Source organism: Ilumatobacter sp. (assembly GCF_965215205.1).
Classification (GTDB): domain Bacteria; phylum Actinomycetota; class Acidimicrobiia; order Acidimicrobiales; family Ilumatobacteraceae; genus Ilumatobacter_A.
In genome coordinates this window covers 2,148,360-2,166,663 of sequence record NZ_OZ244049.1, presented here as the reverse complement: position 1 = coordinate 2,166,663, position 18,304 = coordinate 2,148,360, and the positions used below count along the sequence as shown (strand labels likewise).

Sequence of the window (18,304 nt, the reverse complement as noted above, 5' to 3'; positions counted from 1 at the left end):
TCGATACGGTGCCGCCGTGGCCATCTACGCGCTCGGCGACCAGGAACCCACGATCGACTCGGAAGCGTTCGTGCACCCCGATGCGACGATCATCGGATCGGTGACGATCGGGGCGCGGTCGTCGGTGTGGCCTGGCGCGGTGCTGAGAGGCGACGGGGGCGAGATCAGGATCGGCGAGCGAACGAGCGTGCAGGACAACGCCGTGCTGCACACGACCCCGCGGTGGCCGACGATCGTCGGCGACGACTGCGTCCTCGGCCACCTGATCCACCTGGAGGGGTGCACGATCGAGGACGAGGTGCTGATCGGCAACGCCTCGATGGTGCTCCACCGCTGCGTGATCCGCTCCGGTTCGATCGTGGCCGCGAACGCCGTCGTGCTGAACGACACCGAGGTCCCGAGCGGGGCGATCGCGGTCGGCACGCCCGCCACGATCAAGGAGGGTCGGGCCAAGGTCGAGGAGATCGCGATGGGCTCGCAGGAGTACGTACGGCGCGCGGCGCAGTACCGCACCGACCTCCGTCGTCTCGACTGACGCCGGGCGCGCACCGATCGGGCCAGGGCCGACGCCGCCGCGCCGCGCCCGACGCGACGATGCCGTCGCTCAGCAGGCCGAGACGGCGGGAGCCGTCGGGCCCGCGCCGCCGATCGCCGGCGGGGAGCTGGCCGAGCGAGGCGGGCTCGCTCAGCCGGGCTGCGACGACCTCCCCATCGACCGCCCCACCATCGATGAGGTCGGCAGCGACGGGACGGCCCCCTCGACGGTCGTGGCGAGCGCTCCCGCCGCCGCCCCCCAGCTCACCGCCGATGCGAGGTGGTCGCCGAACGCGAGGCGAGCGGCGAGGTAGCCCCGGAAGGCGTCACCCGCACCGGTCGTGTCCACCGGGTGGGCCGGGTGGGCGTCGACCGCCGTCGTGCCGTCGGGTCGGACCACCTCGACACCGGCGCCGCCCCGCGTGATGACGACGGTCGCGACCCCCGCCTCGATGAGCGCCCCGGATCCACCCAGGACGTCGACCTCGTGCTCGTTGGGCACCACGATCGACCACGGTCCCAGCTCCGTTCGCGTGAGGGGGCGGGCCGGCGCCGGATCGAGGATGGTGATCGTCGCGGAGCCCGCCGACCCGGCCGCCGCCTCGACGACGACGTCCAGCGGGATCTCGAGCTGCGCGAGGAGCACGCGGCCGTGCGGCGGTGCCGACGGCCAGCGGGCGGAGCCGTTCGCCCCGGGCACGATCACGATCGAGTTCTCGCCACCCTCCTCGACCAGGATCATCGCACGCCCGGTGGCGGAGCCCGTCGTGGTCACGAGCCAACGGTCGTCGATCCCCTCCTCGACGACGAGCGTGCGCAGGACGGCTCCCGCATCGTCGTCGCCGACGGACCCGACCAGCGCGACGGACGCGCCCGCCCGTGCCGCGGCGACAGCCTGGTTCAGCCCCTTGCCGCCCGCGTACTCGTGGTGGTCGACGCCGGACACGGTCTCGCCCGGACGAGGCAACCGCTCGGCACGGACGACCAGGTCGACGTTCAGGCTCCCGACGACGACGACATCGAACTCGGCCGCGCGGTCGCCGTCGTGCGCGTCCGACGCGGCGGCGTTCAGCTGGCCCGGGCCCGAACGCCGATCGGAGCGATCAGGCGGTACCCGGCGGCGTGGCGCTCGTCCTCCGACTCACCGCCCCAGAACCCGTACTCGTGGTGCTCTCGTGCGAACTCCATGCAGGGCGACTTCACGACGCAGCTGTCGCAGACCGCCTGAGCGGCGTTCTCGCGCCGTTCCCGAGCCTGCGGCCGCTCGGCCGCCGTCGGGAAGAACAGATGGGTCAACCCCTTGCAGGCGCCATCTCGCATCCAGTCGTCGGCCTCGGCCGACTCGATCTGCAGGTCGATCGTGGTCATGTACTCGTTCCCCTCGAGATCGCTGACCGATGGGGACCGCCCCCGACCCGACACCGGTCATGTGGTGTGCGACCTCGACAGTAGGCGAAATCGACCGGCCAGTCAATAATCAGTCGTCGACATCCGGGATCGCACCGCTGAGCAGGGCGTTCACTCCGTCGGCGAACCTCTCGACGTCGTCCTCGCTGGTGTCCCAGGCCGTCATCCAGCGGACCTGTCGCGCGGTGACGTCCCAGTCCCAGAAGAAGCACCAGTCGCGCAGCGGCGCGATCGCCTCCGACGGCAGGACGGGGAACAGGCTGTTCACTTGCGGCGGCCCGTCCAGCCCGACGCCCTCGATGGTCGCGACCCGCTCGTGCAAGCGGGTCGCCATGTCGTTGGAGCGGGCGCCGAGCGCGATCCACAGATCGTCGTCGAGCAGGGCGTTGAACTGCGCCGCGATGAAGCGCATCTTGGACGGCAGCTGCGTGACCTGCTTGCGCACGTACTCCGAACCGGTCGCCAGACCGGCGTCACGGAAGACGATCGCCTCCGCGCCCAGCGCGCCGTTCTTGGTCCCCCCGAAGCTGATCACGTCGACGCCGGCGTCGACGGTGAAGGCGCGCAGGGCGTCGCGATCTCCACCGAGCGCAGCGGTCGCGTTGGCGATCCGGGCCCCGTCGAGGTGGACGAGCATCCCGTGCCCGTGAGCCGACGCGCACAGCGCCTCGATCTCCGCGACGCTGTACAGCGTGCCGAGCTCGGTCGGTTGCGTGATCGACACGATCCCCGGTTGGACGTGGTGCTGCACCCCACGCAGGTGGGCGACCCCGTCGAGGGCCTCGGGGGTCAGCTTCGCGTCGTGGGCGGGGAGGTCGATCAGCTTGGTGCCGAGGACGCGCTCGGGAGCGCCGGTCTCGTCGGCCTCGATGTGCGACCAGTTGGTGCACACCACCGCGTGGTGGGGCCCGGTCAGCGAGCCCATCATCGTGGCGAGCGCCGCCACGTTGGCTCCCGTGCCGTTGAAGGTCAGGCGGGTGACGACGTCGGCGCCGAACAGGTCGCGGAACCGTCGCTCGCACTCGGCGGTGTGCTCGTCGGCGCCGTAGGCGAGCGCGTGGCCCTCGTTCGCAGCGGTCACCGCCTCGAGGACGGCCGGGTGCGCACCCGCTGCGTTGTCGGACGCGAAGGCGCGCGCCGGAGGGGGAGGGAGCTCGATCACGATCCGAGTCTCGCACCCTCGGGCGCGTTCGAGTCCCACCCGCCCGGTGCGCGCGCCCGGGTCCTCCCCGACCCGGACGGTGCGCGACGTCCACCTCGACATCGACGACGCGCGGACTCCGGTGCGCGCCTCTCGGATCCGGTGCGGGCCGGTCGTCGGTCCCGTCCGGTTCAGGCGTCGCGGCGGGCGCGCATGATCGCCACCTGCTGCTCGTCGCGGTGACGGGCGAGGTCGTCGATCGACGACGTGCCGTAGGACCGCTCGAGCTCGCCCAGCAGGGTCGCCTTCGTCTCGTCGTCGAGGTCGGGGTGCCCGAGCGCGTGCTTCCACATCCCCTCCATGCCCGGCCCGAGGTGCTCGAGGAAGTGCTCGAGGCCACCTGCGCCCCCGCCGAGGTGGAAGGTGAGGAACGGTCCCGCCGCCGCCCATCGGAGCCCGATCGAGTTGGTGACCACCGAATCGAGGTCGTCCATCGCGACGACCCCCTCGGCGACCAGGTGGACGCACTCCTGGAACAGCGCCGACTGCAGCCGGTTCGCGACGAAGCCGGGGACCTCCTTGCGGATCACCAGCGGTTCCTTGCCCAGAGCTCGGTAGAAGGCGACGGCCTCGTCGAGGACCGACGGGTCGGTCTGCTCGCCCGGGACGACCTCGACGAGGGGGACCAGGTGGGGCGGGTTGAACGGGTGGCCGACGACCAGTCGGCCCGGGTCCTCCATGCGCTTGGCCTGGGCGGTCGCCTTGATCCCCGACGTCGACGACAGCAGGAGCGCCGTCTCCGACGCCCGAGCCTCGACCCGCGCCCACAGCTCGCGCTTGAACTCGATGTCCTCGGGACCGTTCTCCTGCACCAGCTCGGCCCCGTCGAGGGCGTCCTCGACGCTGTCGACGAAGCGCAGCCGCGCCGTGAGGTCCTCGGTGGGCAGCCCGAGCCCCGCGAACGCGGGGGTCGCGTCCTCGATCATCGCATGGACGGTGTCGCGCACGTCGTCGGCCGGGTCGCTGACGCGCACCTCGAGCCCGTGGGCCAGGAACAGCGCGGTCCACGACGCGCCGATCGTGCCGGCGCCGATCACCGCGACGGTCTCGCGGCGACGGAGGACGTCGCTGGCCGCGAGCAGCCCGGGGCCGCTCGGCGCGCTCACGATCCGTCCGTCGCAGCTGCGGCCGCGGGCGGGGGTGCGGGCGGGCACGGAGCGGATCGAGTCCTCATGGACGGACCGTAGCAACGTCGCGATGGCGTGCTGGCACGGGCCGTTGAGCGGCTCGGCGCCACGCTCCGCGGCCGAGCGCCCGCGGATCTCCGCCTCCCGGTGCGTCGGGCGCCACGGTCTAGGTTGACGGGTCCACGGAGAGGGGAGTGCGATGGTCGCACCGTTGTCAGGAGTACGTGTCGTCGAGGCGACGAGCTGGATGGCCGCCCCGAGCGCGGCGGCGATCCTCTCCGACATGGGTGCGGACGTGATCAAGGTCGAGCCACCGAGCGGTGACGCCGTGCGCGGCCTGATCCGTCCGCCCAAGGTCGACGGACCGGCCGGCGACATCGACTACTCCTTCACCGTCGACAACCGCGGCAAGCGCTCCATCGCGATCGCGTTCGACACCGACGACGGCGCGGACGTGATGCGGCGCCTGGTCGGCGGCTGCGACGTCTTCGTGTGCAACCTGCTGCCCCACCGCCAGGCGCGCTACGGCTTCGATGCCGGGACCCTGATGGCGCTGAACCCCCGACTCGTCCACGCGACCCTGACCGGGTACGGCCTCGGGGGACCCGACGACGAGCGCCCCGGGTACGACGTGACCACCTTCTTCGGCCGGGGCGCGGTCACCGACTCGATGAGCGAGCCGGGCGGTGACGCTCCCAACCCGCGCCCCGCCCAGGGCGACCACACCACGGGCCTCGCGATGGTCGCCTCGATCCTCGGCGCGCTGCGGCTCGTCGACAGGACCGGTGAGGGCCAGGTCGTCGACGTCAGCCTGCTGGCGACGGCGGCGTGGACCATGGCGACCGACCTGTCGGCCGTGCTGATCGACGGTCGCCAACCGTCCAAGCGCGACCGTCGGCACCTGATCACCCCGCTCGCCAACCGGTTCGAGTGCGCGGGGGAGCGGTGGATCATCCTGAACATGCCCGAACCCCGCTGGTGGCCGAGGTTCTGCGCGGCGATCGGGCGAGAGGACCTGCTCTCGCAGGACCGCTTCGAGACTCCGAAGGACCGCTTCGACAACATGCCCGAGCTGATCGACCTCCTCGACGAGGTCATGGTCTCCAGGTCGCTCGACGAGTGGGGCCGGATCTTCGACGAGCACGGCCTGATCTGGGGGCCGGCGTCGACGATGAAGGAGCTGGCCGACGACGAGCAGGCCCGGGCGATCGGGCTGTTCCCCGAGATCGACCACCCCCTCGGCGCGTTCCGCACCGTCGCGGCTCCGATCGGGATCAGCGGCGCGGACATCGCGCCGCGTGGCCCCGCGCCCGGGCTCGGCGAGCACACCGACGAGATCCTGCGCGACGCGGGGTACGAGGCCGACGAGATCGACGCGCTCGTGCGGTCGGGTGCCGTGGTGCGCGCTCCCGACGGCGACGGCTGAGCGACGCCAGCCCCGCGGGCCCCCGATCGGTCGGGGACGGCACCGTCGGCGCGCCGGGTCAGGCGTCGGCGAGGTAGTCGTGCACCTTCTCCACGCCGGCGAGCGTGAGGTCGGTCATGATGTGGCTGACGTCGACCACCTCGAGCACGGGGAGGTCGGCGAGCGGCGCGAGGACGTGCTCGAACAGCTGCAGCCGGGCGGGGCCGGTCCAGGCGCCCTTCACCTCGACATCGGTGATCTCGGTGCGCACGAGGTCGCACATCACGGGCTCGACGTCGTGGCCACGCACCACCTTGAGCATGAAGGTCGGCACCGTGATCTGGCTGCGGGCCTCGTCGAGGTCGAGCTCGCGGTGCTTGTAGCCCATCGTCGCCGTCGCGACGCGCTCGGAGGTCACGTCGAGGGTGCCGATCAACGCTCCCTCCTCGACGCGCAGGCGCGGCGCGCCGATCGTCTTCGGGTAGGCGCTCAGCTCGCGCCCGGCCGCGGTCGCCGGGAAGTTGTCGAGGTACATCGCGTGCAGGTACTCGCCCTTCTCGTCTCCGAATCGCACCGGGATCGCCTGGCCGCCCTCGGTGTAGGGCCCGTACCCGCCCACGTCGCCCATGTGCATGATCTCGAAGCGGACGAGGGGCTCGTCGATCTGGAGGGGCTCGGGGACGACGGCACGCAGCGCGTCGGGGTCGGTCCGGTACACGATGTTCATGTACTCGCGGTCGATGAACCGGTACCTCCCCGGTGAGTACGCGGGCGCCGTCATCGGGGTGGTGAACCTGCGAGCGACCCGGTCTGCTTCCATCGCCGGAACCTACAGGCCGTGGTCCGACGGGATCGAAGGGCGCAGGGTCGTTCGGGCTCCCGCTCGCCGGTGACGACTACGATCCGGTCGTCCATGGGTCCCACCACCGAGCTCGACCGGGCCGTCAGCGACCGCCTCGCCCAGCACGAGCTGCGCTACACCTCCGGACGGCGAGCGATCGTCGCGGCCCTCCGCCAGATCGGCGGTCCCGTGACCCTGCCGGAGCTGCTCGAGTTCGCCGGTGAGGTCCCGCAGAGCTCGGCGTACCGGAACCTCGCGCTGATGGAGTCCGCCGGCGTGGTGCGCCGGCTCGTGCACGGGGCCGACCACGCCTACTACGAGTTGGCCGAGGAGCTCACCGGCCACCACCACCACCTGATCTGCGAGTCGTGCGGATCGGTCGACGACTTCACCCTCGACGACGATCTCGAAGTCCGCCTCGAGCACGCCTTCGACCGGGCGACGAGGGCCGCCGGCGCACGATCCATGGGACACCTGATCGACGTGTTCGTCGTCTGCGCCGACTGCTCCGCTCGCTCGGAGCGCTGAGCGCCCCCAGCGGGCCACCGTGGACGACGACGCCCGCGACGCACCGGGCCTCAGTGATAGGCGTCGCCGCCGTCGAGCGAGATCGTCCCGCCGCTGAACCCGCCACCGAGGTCCGAGGCGAGGTGGACGGCGAAGGCGGCGATCTCCTCGACCGTCACCGGCCGCTGGAGCGCCGTGTCCTTGACGAAGTGCTCGATCACCGCGCCCACCCCGTCGAGGCCGAGCGACGCGCCGGCGCGCTCGCGCAGCATGTCGGTCTCGACGATGCCGGGGCAGATCGCGTTCACCGTGACCCCGGATCGGCCGACCTCCCGGGCCACCGCCTTGACGAAGCCGTTGATCGCGTGCTTGTTCGCCGAGTACCCCGCCACGTTCGGCTTGCCCTGCTTGCCCTCCACCGACGAGATGGCGATGATCCGACCCCACCCGGCCGGCACCATGTGCCGCAGCGCGCGTCGGGTGAGCCAGAAGGTGTGGTTCAGGTTCAGGTCGAGCTCGTACTGCCACTCCTCGTCGGACATGTCGATGATCGGCGCCGAGTCGCCGATCCCACCGGCGTTCGCGACGGCGATGTCGAGCCGACCGAACCGCTCGATCGCGAAGTCGACGAGCCCCTCGACGGCGCCCCGGTCGGTCGCGCTGCCCGGTCGGAATGCCACGTCGTCGCCGGCGTCCATCTCCGCGAGAGCGCGCTCGCCCTTCTCGGTCGAGCGGCCGTTGATGACGACCTTCGCTCCCTCTGAGACGAACGACTCGGCGATGGCCCGACCGATGCTGCGCGTCGAGGCGGTGACCAGGGCCACCCGGCCGTCCAGACGGCCGCTCACGACGGCTCCATCGTCGAGACGTGACCGTGGTCGCGCAACCCGGCGATGGCGCGATCAGCCATCGTGGCGGCCAGGCGACGAGCCCGTGGCTCGTGGCGATCGCTGACGAGCGGGATCGCGCACGCGATCACCAGGCCGTACAGCATCGCCGCGCCGTACCCGGTGCGCACCTCGTCGTCGGTCCGTTCGACCCCTGCGGCGGCGAGGTCGTCGCGGTAGGCGCCGAGGAGGTCGTCCTCGTGTCGACGTCGGTCGTCGATGGTCAGGCACTGCGACAGGAAGTACGCGAGGTCGAACGCCGGAGGTCCGATCCCGGCGCCTTGCCAGTCGACGATCGAGACGCCGGTCCCGTCGGGCTCGAAGAGCAGGTTGTCGGTCCGCAGATCGCAGTGCAGGAGCGTCGACGGCATCGTGGCGAGCTCCCGCAGCACCCGCTCGACGCGCTGGTCGAGTCCGTCGCCGAGCCGGCGCGCGTCGACATCGAGGTCGGTGATCTCGCACAGCGGCTCCCACCCCGCTCGCGCCATCGCGGTCAGGTTCGTGATGCGGTTCCGACCGTCGAGGCGTGGCAACCAGGGGAAGGCGGCGAGCCGTTCGCTGCCCCACCACCGAGCGTGGACGCGAGCGACGTTGCCGATCACGACCCGGGCCCGGTCGACTCCGATGCCGGAGATCTGATCCACCTCGCCGTCGATCTCGACGAAGTCCTGGACCATCAGGAAGTGCGCCGTGTCGGGGTCGAAGTACGACGCGTGGACGGTCGGGACCGCGACGTCGGTCTCGGCCAGCAGCTCGTCGTAGGTGCGCAGCTCGCGCTCGTGGGTGCCACCGGTGCGTGCCGATGCGAGCGCACCGTCGCGCAGCGCCGCGAACTTCGCGACGACGTGCTCCGGGCCGGTCGACCCGGCTGCGTACTCGACACCTCCGGCGAGCCGCTGCCGGGCGAGAAGATCTACCCGGCGACGGCGGACTTCGACGACCACGACCACGAGCTGTACGACCTGCAGGAGGACCCCTTCGAGCTGGTCAACCTCGCGCAGGACCGCGGCCGGCGCACCGACGTCCGGCGGCGCTTCGACGAATTGCTCGCGATCGAAGCCGAGGCCTACGCCCCGCTCGCTCGCTGAGCTCCGCTCGGGTCGAACCCCACGGGGTGCCACCCGGCGGCGCCGGCGCGCGCTCGTGCGGATGGTGCGACCGGTACCCGGTCGCGTCCACGACCACCGGTGGTCGGCGAGCCACGCCGATCGCCGTGCCGTCCCGGTCCCGGTCCCGGTCCGGGCGCGACGTCAGCGGTGGTGGTCGTCGTCGACGGCGATCGATCCGTCGTCGAGCTCGAGCACGTGGCCCCGGTAGGCCTCGCGGAGGTTCTCGCTGCGGAGCACCTCGGCCGGGAGGCCGTGCGCGACGACGTGCGAGGCGAGCAGCACGACGCGATCGGCGCGCTGGGCCTCGTGCAGGTCGTGGGTCGCGACGATCACCGTCCGCCCGGCCGCTCGCTCGTCGTCGATCGCCCGGCGGATGGTCCGCTCCGACGCGAGGTCCAGACCGGCGACCGGTTCGTCGAGCAGGAGCACCGGGGCGCGCTGGGCGAGCCCCTGGGCGATGAGCACCCGCTGGCGTTGGCCGCCGGACATCTCCGCGAGGTGGCGCGAGGCGAGGTCGGCAACCTCGAGGCGCTCCATCACCTCGTCGACCGCCGCACGCTCATCGGTGCGCAGTCGACCGAGGAGCCGCCGCGAGCTCGCGGCCAGCGCGACGACCTCGCGGGCGGTGACCAGCAGGTGCTCCGAGCCGGGCTGGGACTGCAGCACGTAGGCGACCCGCCGGCCGTCGTCCGGATCGGCTCCGTCGAACGTCACCGTCCCGTCGGCGGGGGGGAGCAGACCGGCGACGACGTGGAGCAGGGTCGACTTGCCGGATCCGTTCGGGCCGACGAGGGCGGTGGATCCGGGCCCCATCGCGAGCGAGTCCACCCGCAGCACGGTGTCGCGCCCGCGCTCGACGCGCACGTGGTCGAGGGTGACCCGGACGCCTCCCGGCGTCGCGGTGCCGGGTGGGGTGGGGGAGTGGGGTGGGCCGGACCTCGACACGGTTGCAGATCTTAGAATGATTCCCATAACCTCGCGGCGTGACGTGCGTTCGGTGGATCTCGTGGTCGATCGCCAGCGTCGTGCTCGCGATCGCGGGGACCGGTTGCGCAGGGTCGGACGTCGGGGGACCGGACGCCGCAGACGGTCGCCCACGGCTCGTCGTGACCACCGACGTCCTCGGCGACGTCGTCGCCAGCGCGGTCGGCGACGCGGCCGCCGTCGAGGTGATCATGCCGCGCGGGGCGGACCCCCACGACTTCGCCCCCTCCGCACGGCAGTCGGAGGCGATGGAGGGCGCCGACCTGCTGATCGTCAACGGTGCCGGGTTCGAGGAGGGGATGGTCGACGTCGTCGACGCGGTCGCTGCCGGCGGGACCCAGGTGTTCACGGTGGCCGACCAGGTCGACCTGATCACCGACGACGACCCCGATCACGGCGACGGGGGCGACGAGGACGACGACGATCACGATCACGGCGGTGCGGACCCGCACCTGTGGACGGACCCGGAGCGGGTCGCGACCGCCCTCGCGGCGTTGGAGCCGGTCGTGGCCGGTCTCGACGGCGTCGACGCCGTGGTGCTCGGCGCGGCGATCGACGTGTACGTGCGGGAGCTGGCGGCGCTGGTCGACGACATGGGCGAGACCCTCGCCGTCGTCGAGGAGGACCGGCGGGTGCTGGTCACGAACCACGAGGTGTTCGCCTACTTCGCCGAGCGGTTCGACTTCGAGGTGGTCGGGGCGATCGTCCCGTCGCTGACGACGAGCGCGGAGCCGTCGGCTGCCGAGGTCGAGGAGCTCGCCGGGGTGATCGAGCAGCGGTCGATCCCCGCGATCTTCGCCGAGACCACGCGGGCCACGCGCCTCGCCGACGCCCTCGCGGCCGAGGTGGGCGGCGGCGTCGAGGTGGTCGAGCTGTTCAGCGAGAGCCTCGGCGAGCCCGGATCCGGCGCCGAGACGTACCTGCGCATGATGCGACGCAACGCCGAGCTGGTGGCCGGGGCGCTCTCGTGACCCGCGCGATGGATCGGCGGGCCGGGTCGGTCGGCGCCGGAGCGTCGTGGAGTGCGAGCGGGGCGACGTGATCGACCTCGTGATCGATGCGTTCGGATCGCAGATCACTCGACGTGCGCTGATGGGGGGGCTGCTGTCCTCGACGATGACCTCGTTGATCGGGACGTGGGTCGTCATCCGCGGTCTCGCCTTCTTCGGCGACGCGATGGCGCACGGGGTGCTGCCCGGGATCGCGCTGGCCGCCGTGTGGGGGTTCGACCTGACCCTCGGCGCGGCGTCGAGCGCCGTGGTGATGGTGCTCGGCATCGACCTCGTGCACCGCACCACGAGGTTGCCCGCCGACACCGGGATCGGGCTCCTGTTCGTCGGGATGCTGGCGCTCGGGGTCGTGATCATCAGTCGGCAGACGTCGTTCGCCGGCGACCTCACCGGGTTCCTCTTCGGAGACGTGCTCGGGGTGCGCGACGGCGAGCTCGTGCTGGGCGTCGTCGCCCTCGCCGTCACGGCGCTGGGTGTGATCGTCGGGCACCGGCCGTTCCTCGCGCTGTCGATCAGCGAGGACAAGGCGGCCACGCTCGGACTGCGCCCCGGTGCCGCACACGTCGCGATGCTGTTCCTGCTCGCCCTCACGGTGGTCGCCAGCTTCCGCGTCGTGGGCACGCTGCTGGTGTTCGGTCTGCTCGTGGCGCCGCCGGCGACCGCGGTGATCCTGGTGCGCCGGGTCCCGACCGCGATGGCCGTCGCCGTCGGGTTCGGGTGGTCGGCGGTCGTGGTCGGGCTCACGGTGAGCTACCACGCCGACACCGCTGCGTCCGCGACGATCGCCGGGGTGGCGGTCGCCCAGTTCTTCGTCGTGCTCCTCGTCACCGAGGTCGTCGGTCTGCTCGGCGGGCGGCGGCGCTCACGCACCGCTGCCTCCGAGGTCGCGCCGGACGCCGGCCGCTGACCGCCGACGCGGCGTGGGTGCCGACGACGGCGCGGCGGCGCCCGCCGGCTCGCTCAGCCGAAGGTGCGCCGGAGCCACTCGGAGAGGATTGGGTCGACGACGCGCAGGATCCCGTCGGTGCGTACGAGGTGCCCGCGGTTCACGAGCGAGGCTCGGGCGTGCTGCGCACCCCCGTTCGAGAGGCCCAGCGAGCTCGCCATCGCCCCGAAGATCCCGTCGCCGCTCGCGACCAGGCGCAGCACCACCTGCTCGCCGCTCGGGAGCGAGGAGAACAGCCGTTCCATCCCCGACGACGACGCCGCGACGACGTCGTCGAGGGCGGCGACGAAGTCCGCGATCGACGCCTCGCCGCCGGAGGGCACCCGTCGCCAGATCGCGTCGGCCAGCTGCATCGTTCGATGGGGGTGGCCGGCGGTCGCGGCGTGCAGGCGACCGGCGATCCCGCCGGAGCGCCGGTCGGTCCGCGAGAAGCCGTCGCGCAGCAGGCGTTCCACCGCCGCGGTGTCCAGCGGTCGGGCCTCGACGAGATCGGCTTGCGCGTAGAACGGTTCGGCGCGATCGGTGAACAGCATCTCCATGACCGACGGCTCGGATCCGGCGAACAGGAGACCGATCCGCTGGAACTCGTGCTGGAGCGCGGTCCGCATGAGCGCCGAGGCTCCGTCGACGCCGACGATCCCGGAGAACTCGTCTACGATCAGCACGACCTCGTCGCGCCCGGACGCCTCCACCAGGAGCTCGAACTGGGTGCGCACCATCACCATCGGATCGGGCCGTTGGGCCGCCGGTCGACGGAACTCGACGCCGAGGACGCCGAGCCTGAGCTCGAAGCCGGCGGCGAGCTCGCGCAGCGGAGCGGCGCCGCTCGCGCCGGCCACGTCGAGGGCGCCGTCGAGGCGGATCGCGAGATCGGCCCACGACGACAGCTCGTAGAGGTCGAGCCACACCGTCGTCACCGCGTCGCCGAGGCGGGCGGCCACGGCGCGCAGCGCGGTCGTCTTGCCGTATCGCCGCGGTCCGAGGAGCGCGGTGACGCGGCGCTCGGTCACCCGTTCGACGAGATCGTCGACGAGCTCGGCGCGTGGCGGGACGCGCCCGGGCTCGAGAGGTCCGTGATGGGGGAACGGCGACAGCTCCACGCCAACGACTCTACTGTTCCACCGTAGCGATCTGGCTCGCACGGCAGCGATCACCCTCGGGCGCGACCTCGGAGGGCGGGCATCACCCGGCACTGGCACGGCCACTAGCATTGCGTCATGACGAAATCGGACGACGCGCACCGTGATCGAGCCGACGAGCGGACGCGGTGCCGGTGGTGTCGGCGCGTCGTGATCCGCACCGCTGGCCCGGGCCGCCCGAGGGAGTTCTGCTCGCAGCGGTGCCGGCAATGGGACTGGGTCTCTCGCCAGCGAGCCGCCGACCTGGCCCTCGGAGCGGACGAGATCGTGATCGATCGCCACGAGCTCGATCGACTGCACGACGATCTGTACGTCCTGGCGTGCGCCGTGGAGGACACCGAGCGCGACCTCGCCGGCGGGGGCGGGAGCACCGTCGCCGACCTGCGGCGGGCGCTCGACTGGCTGCTCGACTCGGCACGGCCGCTCCGGGATCGTGAGCTCTCCGCCCCCGGGTGACGTCGCGCCGACCGGACGCACGCGGCGGTGCGCACGTCGATGATCGAGACGGCTCGAGCCCGCGATCCCGACCGCACCGTCCCACTCACCTGTTTCGTCATGACGATACGTCGACGGCCGTTCCTCCGGCGAGCACCTCGGGGGAGGAGCGAGACTCCGTCGGCGGCCGCGGTCGAGCGGTGATGCACGAGCTGGACCGTGCCGGACCTCCGATCGAACCGTGCCGGGCCGACGCCTCACGGGCGCACCGGGCCCGGCACCGACGACGTGCGCGGGCTCACGGATCGCCACGTCGACGTCGCAGCGGTCGTCGGTTCCATCTCGTTGGCTGGCATGGCTGGCCGGCGTGGCGGGCCGGCGACATGACCGTCCCATGACGAGGTCGACCGCCCGTGGACCGTCAGGGTGAGCACCGTCGACGACGCTCGCACGCCCATAATCCTCGTTATGTCAATTACACGTCATCGAACAGACATGTGCTCGAACTGGCCGTTCGGGTGGGCGTGCTGTGGTGGCAAGCTCCTGAGCTGGGACGACGTCTCTGTTTCGCGACCGCCTGGTGTCGACGACGTGAAGCATGTACCCTCTACCTCCAGTTGAGATTGGAGCTGACGTCCGATCCACCGATCTCTCCGTCATGCCAGGAGGCAACTCGCACATGAGCGCACACCGACACCGCCCCGCGCGTTTCGCCGTCTCGGCTCGACGCTCCCGCTCGCTGCGGGACCTGATCGTGCGTGGCGCCTGCGCCACGGCGGTCGCGACGATGGCATGGACCACGTCGGGAACCACCGTGGGCGCCGCGCCTGCCCAGCTCGTGAGCGCCGCGCTCGACGGCTTGCGCCAGGGCGCCCGCGGCGACGATGTCCGAGCGTTGCAGACGGCGCTCATCTCCGCCGGTGTCGACGTGGCCGGAGGAGCCGACGGGATCTTCGGGCCGGCGACGGCTCGCGCGGTCTCCGCCTTCCAGCGCTCGGCGGGCCTGCCCGTGTCGGGGTCCGTCGACCGTGCCACCGCCGAGGCCCTGACCGGCGGCAGCTCCGCCGGGGCCGCAGTCGCGTCCGGACTCGCGCAGGGTGCGAGCGGATCCGCGGTCCGTGACCTGCAACGTGCGCTGATCCGGCTCGGTGTCTACCTCTCGGACGGGGCCGACGGGGAGTTCGGGCCCGGGACGACCCGTGGTGTCCGTCAGTTCCAGTCGTGGAACGGCCTCACGGTGACCGGGTCCGTCGACGCAGCGACCGCTCGTCGCCTCGGGCTCGGTTCGAGCTCCGCCGGTACGCGGGCGCAGCCGACGCCCACCACGGCGCCGGCGCCCACCGGCTCGGCCTCGAGCTCCTACGCAGGGCTCGCCCGTGGTGCGAGCGGTGCTCTCGTGCGCGAGCTCCAGACCGCTCTGCAGGCGACCGGCCTCGTCCTCGCCGGGGGCGCCGACGGCGACTTCGGTCCCGCGACCGAGCGTGCGCTCAAGGTGTTCCAGCGCGTCAACGGGCGGGCGCAGACAGGGGTCGTCGGTGAGCGCGAAGTGGCGCTGATGGGCCTCGGAGCGTCGACGTCGACCGCGCCGACTCCCCCGCCCGCGAGCGCCAGCCCCTACGTGGGCCTCGCTCGCGGGGCGAGCGGTGCCGCCGTCCAGGCGTTGCAGCGCGCGCTCGTCGCGGCCGGTGTGGATGTGCGCGGGGGCGCCGACGGCGCCTTCGGCCCGGCCACCGAGTCCGCGCTCGCGACCTACCAGGGCTCGGTCGGGCTGAAGGTCACCGGCCGGGTCGACCAACCCACGATCGACAAGCTGGGCTTGGGCACATCCCGTCGACCCGCCCCGTTCGCCTCGACCGGTGGCGGATCGGCTCCGACGGCCGCCCCCTCCCCCACCAACGGCTACGTCGGGTTGTCCGTCGGGTCGCGCGGCCCGTTGGTGGTCGAGCTGCAGAACGCTCTCCAGTCGACCGGGCTCGTCCTGCGGGGCGGGGTCGACGGCGACTTCGGACCGGCCACCAGGTCCGCTCTCGTCTTCTTCCAGAAGGTCAACGGGATGTCCCAGACCGGTGTCGTCACCGAGCGCCAGGCGAACCTGCTCGGGCTCGGCTCCGGCAGCGTCCCCCAGACCCCCGTGGAGCAGACGCCGTCGGGGGCGACGGTGCGCCTCGAGCGCTTCCCCGTGCAGGGCCAGTGCTTCTTCGGCGACACCTGGGGCGCCGCTCGCGGCGGCGGCCGGACCCACGAGGGCGTCGACATCATCGCCGCCCAGGGCAAGTTCCTGTACGCGGTCGTCGACGGCACGGTGTCGAAGATGTACTGGGACCAGCCCGGGCGCCTGTCGGGCAACGGTCTGCGCATCGCCCAGGGCGACGGCACCTACTTCACCTACCTGCACCTGTACGCCTTCGCCCCCGGCCTGGGGCTCGGAACGAAGGTGAAGGCGGGCGACGTGATCGGTTTCGTCGGGACGACGGGGTCGAGCGCCACCCCGCACCTCCACTTCGAGATCCACCCCGGCGGCGGCCGTGCGGTCAACCCCTACCCCTACGTCAAGGCGATCGACGACTGCAACAACACCGACAAGCAGTACCAGGGCACGTTCTCCTGACACGAGAGCACCGGCGGCGGCCCATCGTCGGCCGGTGATCTCCGAGGAGGCGACGGGCGGCTCAGACGCCCGCAGGCGCTTCGGGATCGAGGGCGCGAGCTCGTTCCAGGATCCACGAGGGTGCCTCGTACTCGACGAGAGCGGCGAACAGGCCCGACGCATCGTGCGGCTCCACCTCGTGGGAGGTGCGCACGACGTCGGAGGTCGCGTCGGCGTCCATGACCGTCATCGTAGCACCGGCGTGTCACCCAGGGCGTCCATCTCCCACAGAGCGTGCAGCTCGGGTTCGAGCAGCCGGGCGAACTCGCGCAGCTTGTCGCGCTGCGGGCGTCGGTCGAGGTACTGGAACGAGCCCGCCGGGCCGTTCATCGACAGCACCCCCACCCGCTCGCTGCGCCCGTCGACGACCACGGTGGCCGGCACGGCCACGACCGCGTCGTAGCCGACCACCTTCTGGATGTCGTCGAACGACAGCCCCATGCGCACCTCCTCGGGGAGGCGGCGCCACCGTTCGCGATCCCGGCGAGCCCGGGCCACGTCGGGTCGCGCCAGGTTCAACCCCTCGTCGTTGCCGCTCACCCAGCTCCGGCCGATGACGCCCTTGCCCGGCGTCCACTCGATGTCGGTGGGGGGCCGGGTGTGGAACGCCAGCGACGCGGCCAGGAGGAGCCGTTCGTCCGCGACCCAGTAGGCGTTCACCGACAGCTCGTGCCAGGGAGGCGCGTCGTCGTCGTCGGCGATGCGGCGGAACGCGAACGGGAGGGCGTCACGGATCCGATCCTGGTGCTCGAGCCGTCGCAGGCTGCTGCGGCGCTCGGCCTCGTGGGCGGCCACCGCGTCGCGGCGCCGCTGCCGGGCGAGCGCCCGTGCGACCGGGGCCGCGACCGTGCTCGTCGCGGCGACGATCGAGGCGAGCGCCAGCACCACGAACGCCCATCCGTGGAGGTCGCCCGTGCGCCCCGTCGGGTCGCGCGGCCTCCACACGTCGGCCGGCACGTCCTCCGCGATGACGAACAGCACCGCGCTCGACACCGCCAGAGCGATGCCCACGAGGTACGGCCGAGCGCCGAGGCGCCGCAGCTCACCGAAGCGATCCATGCGTCCGTTCTACTCCGAGGGTGTGACACCGCCGCTCCCCTGCCGGCGCGCGCCGGCAGAACCGCGCGCCGCACTCGGCCGATGAGCCGGAACCGCAGGGCTGACGCTCGGCGACCGGGCGGCGCGACTCGCTCCGGCCCGGCGCCGCACGTCCGCCTCCGAACCGCACGGGGGTCTTCGGTACGTTCGTGGGCAGCGCGATCACGAGGGGAGACGAGATGGATCTACCGGAGCCGACCGACGACCTCGACAGAGCCGAGCGTGATCTCCGCGAGCACGGCATCTGCGCCCTCACCGGTGTCCTCGACCCCGACCTGTCCGTTCGCGTGCGGAACGATCTGTACGCCGCTGCCGACGACGATCGCCGAACCGGGCGCGAGGTCCCCGGGTTCGGGCTCGACGCCGATCGTTCGAACCAGCGGGTCTGGAACGTCCTCAGCCGATCGCCGGTGTTCGTCGAGTTGCTCGAGGATCCGACGGCGTCGCATCTCCTGCGATCGGTCCTCGGATGGCCGATGCTGCTCGGCAACCTGTCGGCCAACATCACCGGGCCGGGGGGTGCGCGAGGCGCGCTGCACGCCGACCAGATCTTCGTCCCCGAACCGTGGCCGGCGGATCCCCAGGGGGCCAACGCGGCATGGGCCCTCGACGACCTGACGACGGCCAACGGGTGCACCTGCTTCGTCCCGGGCAGCCACCGGCGGAACCGCTCCCCGCGTCCCGGCGACGTCGCCGAGGCGGTCCCGATGGAGGCGCCATCGGGTTCGTTGATCGTGTTCGAGAGCCGCCTGTGGCACCGCACCGGGGCGAACACCACGATCGACGAACGACGGGCCGCGGTCTTCGGGTGGTACACCCGCCCCATCTACCGCACCCAGGAGAACTGGTTCCTCTCGCTCGATCCGAGCATCCGGCAGTTCGCCTCCGACGACCTCCTGGTCCTGCTCGGCTACCGGACCGCCGGCCTCGGTCTGGTCAACGGGCTCTCCCCCGCCTGATGCGGCACGACCCACCGGCTGCGTCATCCGTCTCGCCAGGCGGTCCGACACGTCCGGCGCGCTCGGCG

Annotated in this window: 19 protein-coding genes; 8 read left to right on the top strand and 11 right to left on the bottom strand. The window is 72.1% G+C overall.

Going from position 1 to position 18,304, the window contains the following annotated elements; genetic code table 11:
• Positions 1-16: 16 nt before the first annotated feature.
• On the top strand, positions 17-535 hold the full coding sequence (locus tag ACOOHC_RS10175; protein WP_420450291.1) for a gamma carbonic anhydrase family protein: 519 nt from the start codon (positions 17-19) through the stop codon (positions 533-535).
• Between the two features lie 150 nt (positions 536-685).
• Here ACOOHC_RS10175 and ACOOHC_RS10170 read toward each other — a convergent pair whose 3' ends face one another.
• From ACOOHC_RS10170 to ACOOHC_RS10155, 4 genes are all read right to left on the bottom strand, one after another.
• The gene (locus ACOOHC_RS10170; protein WP_420453789.1) at positions 686-1,606 is read right to left on the bottom strand and encodes a ribokinase; all 921 of its coding nucleotides are present in this window, start codon (positions 1,604-1,606) and stop codon (positions 686-688) included.
• Positions 1,603-1,902 (bottom strand): WhiB family transcriptional regulator, encoded by a 300-nt coding sequence (locus ACOOHC_RS10165; RefSeq protein WP_420450290.1) that lies wholly within the window; start codon positions 1,900-1,902, stop codon positions 1,603-1,605. Before ACOOHC_RS10165 ends, ACOOHC_RS10170 begins: the two co-directional genes overlap by 4 nt.
• A 109-nt stretch (positions 1,903-2,011) precedes the next feature.
• Positions 2,012-3,103 carry a threonine aldolase family protein gene (locus ACOOHC_RS10160; protein WP_420450289.1) on the bottom strand — a complete coding sequence of 364 codons (1,092 nt, stop codon included), beginning with the start codon at positions 3,101-3,103 and terminating at the stop codon, positions 2,012-2,014.
• Positions 3,104-3,273: 170 nt separating this feature from the next.
• The gene (locus tag ACOOHC_RS10155) at positions 3,274-4,248 is read right to left on the bottom strand and encodes a 3-hydroxyacyl-CoA dehydrogenase NAD-binding domain-containing protein (protein WP_420450288.1); all 975 of its coding nucleotides are present in this window, start codon (positions 4,246-4,248) and stop codon (positions 3,274-3,276) included.
• A gap of 232 nt (positions 4,249-4,480) precedes the next feature.
• Here ACOOHC_RS10155 and ACOOHC_RS10150 point away from each other — a divergent pair, with 232 nt between their 5' ends.
• Positions 4,481-5,695 carry a CaiB/BaiF CoA transferase family protein gene (locus ACOOHC_RS10150; protein ID WP_420450287.1) on the top strand — a complete coding sequence of 405 codons (1,215 nt, stop codon included), beginning with the start codon at positions 4,481-4,483 and terminating at the stop codon, positions 5,693-5,695.
• A 58-nt stretch (positions 5,696-5,753) separates the two neighbouring features.
• On the opposite strand, the gene ACOOHC_RS10145 is transcribed toward ACOOHC_RS10150, so the two are convergent.
• Positions 5,754-6,494, bottom strand: coding sequence for an acetoacetate decarboxylase (locus ACOOHC_RS10145; RefSeq protein WP_420450286.1), 741 nt, complete (start codon positions 6,492-6,494; stop codon positions 5,754-5,756).
• A 93-nt stretch (positions 6,495-6,587) separates the two neighbouring features.
• Here ACOOHC_RS10145 and ACOOHC_RS10140 point away from each other — a divergent pair, with 93 nt between their 5' ends.
• Positions 6,588-7,043, top strand: coding sequence for a Fur family transcriptional regulator (locus ACOOHC_RS10140; protein ID WP_420450285.1), 456 nt, complete (start codon positions 6,588-6,590; stop codon positions 7,041-7,043).
• A gap of 50 nt (positions 7,044-7,093) precedes the next feature.
• Here the strand turns inward: ACOOHC_RS10140 and ACOOHC_RS10135 are convergent, their stop codons facing one another.
• The 3 genes from ACOOHC_RS10135 to ACOOHC_RS10125 form a co-directional block, all read right to left on the bottom strand.
• Positions 7,094-7,870 (bottom strand): SDR family NAD(P)-dependent oxidoreductase, encoded by a 777-nt coding sequence (locus tag ACOOHC_RS10135; RefSeq protein ID WP_420450284.1) that lies wholly within the window; start codon positions 7,868-7,870, stop codon positions 7,094-7,096.
• Positions 7,867-8,853 (bottom strand): aminoglycoside phosphotransferase family protein, encoded by a 987-nt coding sequence (locus tag ACOOHC_RS10130; RefSeq protein ID WP_420450283.1) that lies wholly within the window; start codon positions 8,851-8,853, stop codon positions 7,867-7,869. Before ACOOHC_RS10130 ends, ACOOHC_RS10135 begins: the two co-directional genes overlap by 4 nt.
• 306 nt (positions 8,854-9,159) lie before the next feature.
• Positions 9,160-9,963 carry a metal ABC transporter ATP-binding protein gene (locus ACOOHC_RS10125; protein WP_420450282.1) on the bottom strand — a complete coding sequence of 268 codons (804 nt, stop codon included), beginning with the start codon at positions 9,961-9,963 and terminating at the stop codon, positions 9,160-9,162.
• Between the two features lie 161 nt (positions 9,964-10,124).
• Between ACOOHC_RS10125 and ACOOHC_RS10120 the strand changes: the two genes are divergently transcribed.
• Positions 10,125-10,973, top strand: coding sequence for a metal ABC transporter solute-binding protein, Zn/Mn family (locus tag ACOOHC_RS10120; protein ID WP_420450281.1), 849 nt, complete (start codon positions 10,125-10,127; stop codon positions 10,971-10,973).
• Positions 10,974-11,043: 70 nt separating this feature from the next.
• Positions 11,044-11,919: a zinc ABC transporter permease AztB gene (gene aztB / locus ACOOHC_RS10115; protein ID WP_420453788.1), complete on the top strand. Its 876-nt coding sequence runs from the start codon at positions 11,044-11,046 to the stop codon at positions 11,917-11,919.
• A 53-nt stretch (positions 11,920-11,972) separates the two neighbouring features.
• Here the strand turns inward: aztB and ACOOHC_RS10110 are convergent, their stop codons facing one another.
• Entirely contained in the window at positions 11,973-13,058 is a 1,086-nt protein-coding gene (locus ACOOHC_RS10110) for an AAA family ATPase (protein WP_420450280.1), read from the bottom strand.
• Positions 13,059-13,175: 117 nt separating this feature from the next.
• Between ACOOHC_RS10110 and ACOOHC_RS10105 the strand changes: the two genes are divergently transcribed.
• Complete coding sequence (locus ACOOHC_RS10105) at positions 13,176-13,553, top strand: hypothetical protein (protein WP_420450279.1); 378 nt, start codon at positions 13,176-13,178, stop codon at positions 13,551-13,553.
• A gap of 766 nt (positions 13,554-14,319) precedes the next feature.
• Positions 14,320-16,140 carry a peptidoglycan-binding protein gene (locus ACOOHC_RS10100; protein WP_420450278.1) on the top strand — a complete coding sequence of 607 codons (1,821 nt, stop codon included), beginning with the start codon at positions 14,320-14,322 and terminating at the stop codon, positions 16,138-16,140.
• 61 nt (positions 16,141-16,201) lie between these two features.
• Here ACOOHC_RS10100 and ACOOHC_RS10095 read toward each other — a convergent pair whose 3' ends face one another.
• Together ACOOHC_RS10095 and ACOOHC_RS10090 are read right to left on the bottom strand one after the other, a co-directional pair.
• Positions 16,202-16,360, bottom strand: a complete 159-nt coding sequence (locus ACOOHC_RS10095) for a hypothetical protein (protein WP_420450277.1) — start codon at positions 16,358-16,360, stop codon at positions 16,202-16,204.
• A 5-nt stretch (positions 16,361-16,365) separates the two neighbouring features.
• Positions 16,366-17,238 carry a hypothetical protein gene (locus ACOOHC_RS10090; protein WP_420450276.1) on the bottom strand — a complete coding sequence of 291 codons (873 nt, stop codon included), beginning with the start codon at positions 17,236-17,238 and terminating at the stop codon, positions 16,366-16,368.
• Between the two features lie 218 nt (positions 17,239-17,456).
• On the opposite strand from ACOOHC_RS10090, the gene ACOOHC_RS10085 reads away from it, so the two are divergent.
• Complete coding sequence (locus tag ACOOHC_RS10085) at positions 17,457-18,236, top strand: phytanoyl-CoA dioxygenase family protein (RefSeq protein WP_420450275.1); 780 nt, start codon at positions 17,457-17,459, stop codon at positions 18,234-18,236.
• Positions 18,237-18,304 lie beyond the last annotated feature (68 nt).

Bases quoted from the DNA above. Each gene is read 5' to 3' on its own strand.
- ACOOHC_RS10165 (WP_420450290.1), bottom strand. From the start codon at position 1,902: ATGACCACGATCGACCTGCAGATCGAGTCGGCCGAGGCCGACGACTGG.
- ACOOHC_RS10145 (WP_420450286.1), bottom strand. From the start codon at position 6,494: ATGGAAGCAGACCGGGTCGCTCGCAGGTTCACCACCCCGATGACGGCG.
- ACOOHC_RS10140 (WP_420450285.1), top strand. From the start codon at position 6,588: ATGGGTCCCACCACCGAGCTCGACCGGGCCGTCAGCGACCGCCTCGCC.
- ACOOHC_RS10105 (WP_420450279.1), top strand. From the start codon at position 13,176: ATGACGAAATCGGACGACGCGCACCGTGATCGAGCCGACGAGCGGACG.
- ACOOHC_RS10100 (WP_420450278.1), top strand. From the start codon at position 14,320: ATGGCATGGACCACGTCGGGAACCACCGTGGGCGCCGCGCCTGCCCAG.
- ACOOHC_RS10095 (WP_420450277.1), bottom strand. From the start codon at position 16,360: ATGGACGCCGACGCGACCTCCGACGTCGTGCGCACCTCCCACGAGGTG.
- ACOOHC_RS10090 (WP_420450276.1), bottom strand. From the start codon at position 17,238: ATGGATCGCTTCGGTGAGCTGCGGCGCCTCGGCGCTCGGCCGTACCTC.
- ACOOHC_RS10085 (WP_420450275.1), top strand. From the start codon at position 17,457: ATGGATCTACCGGAGCCGACCGACGACCTCGACAGAGCCGAGCGTGAT.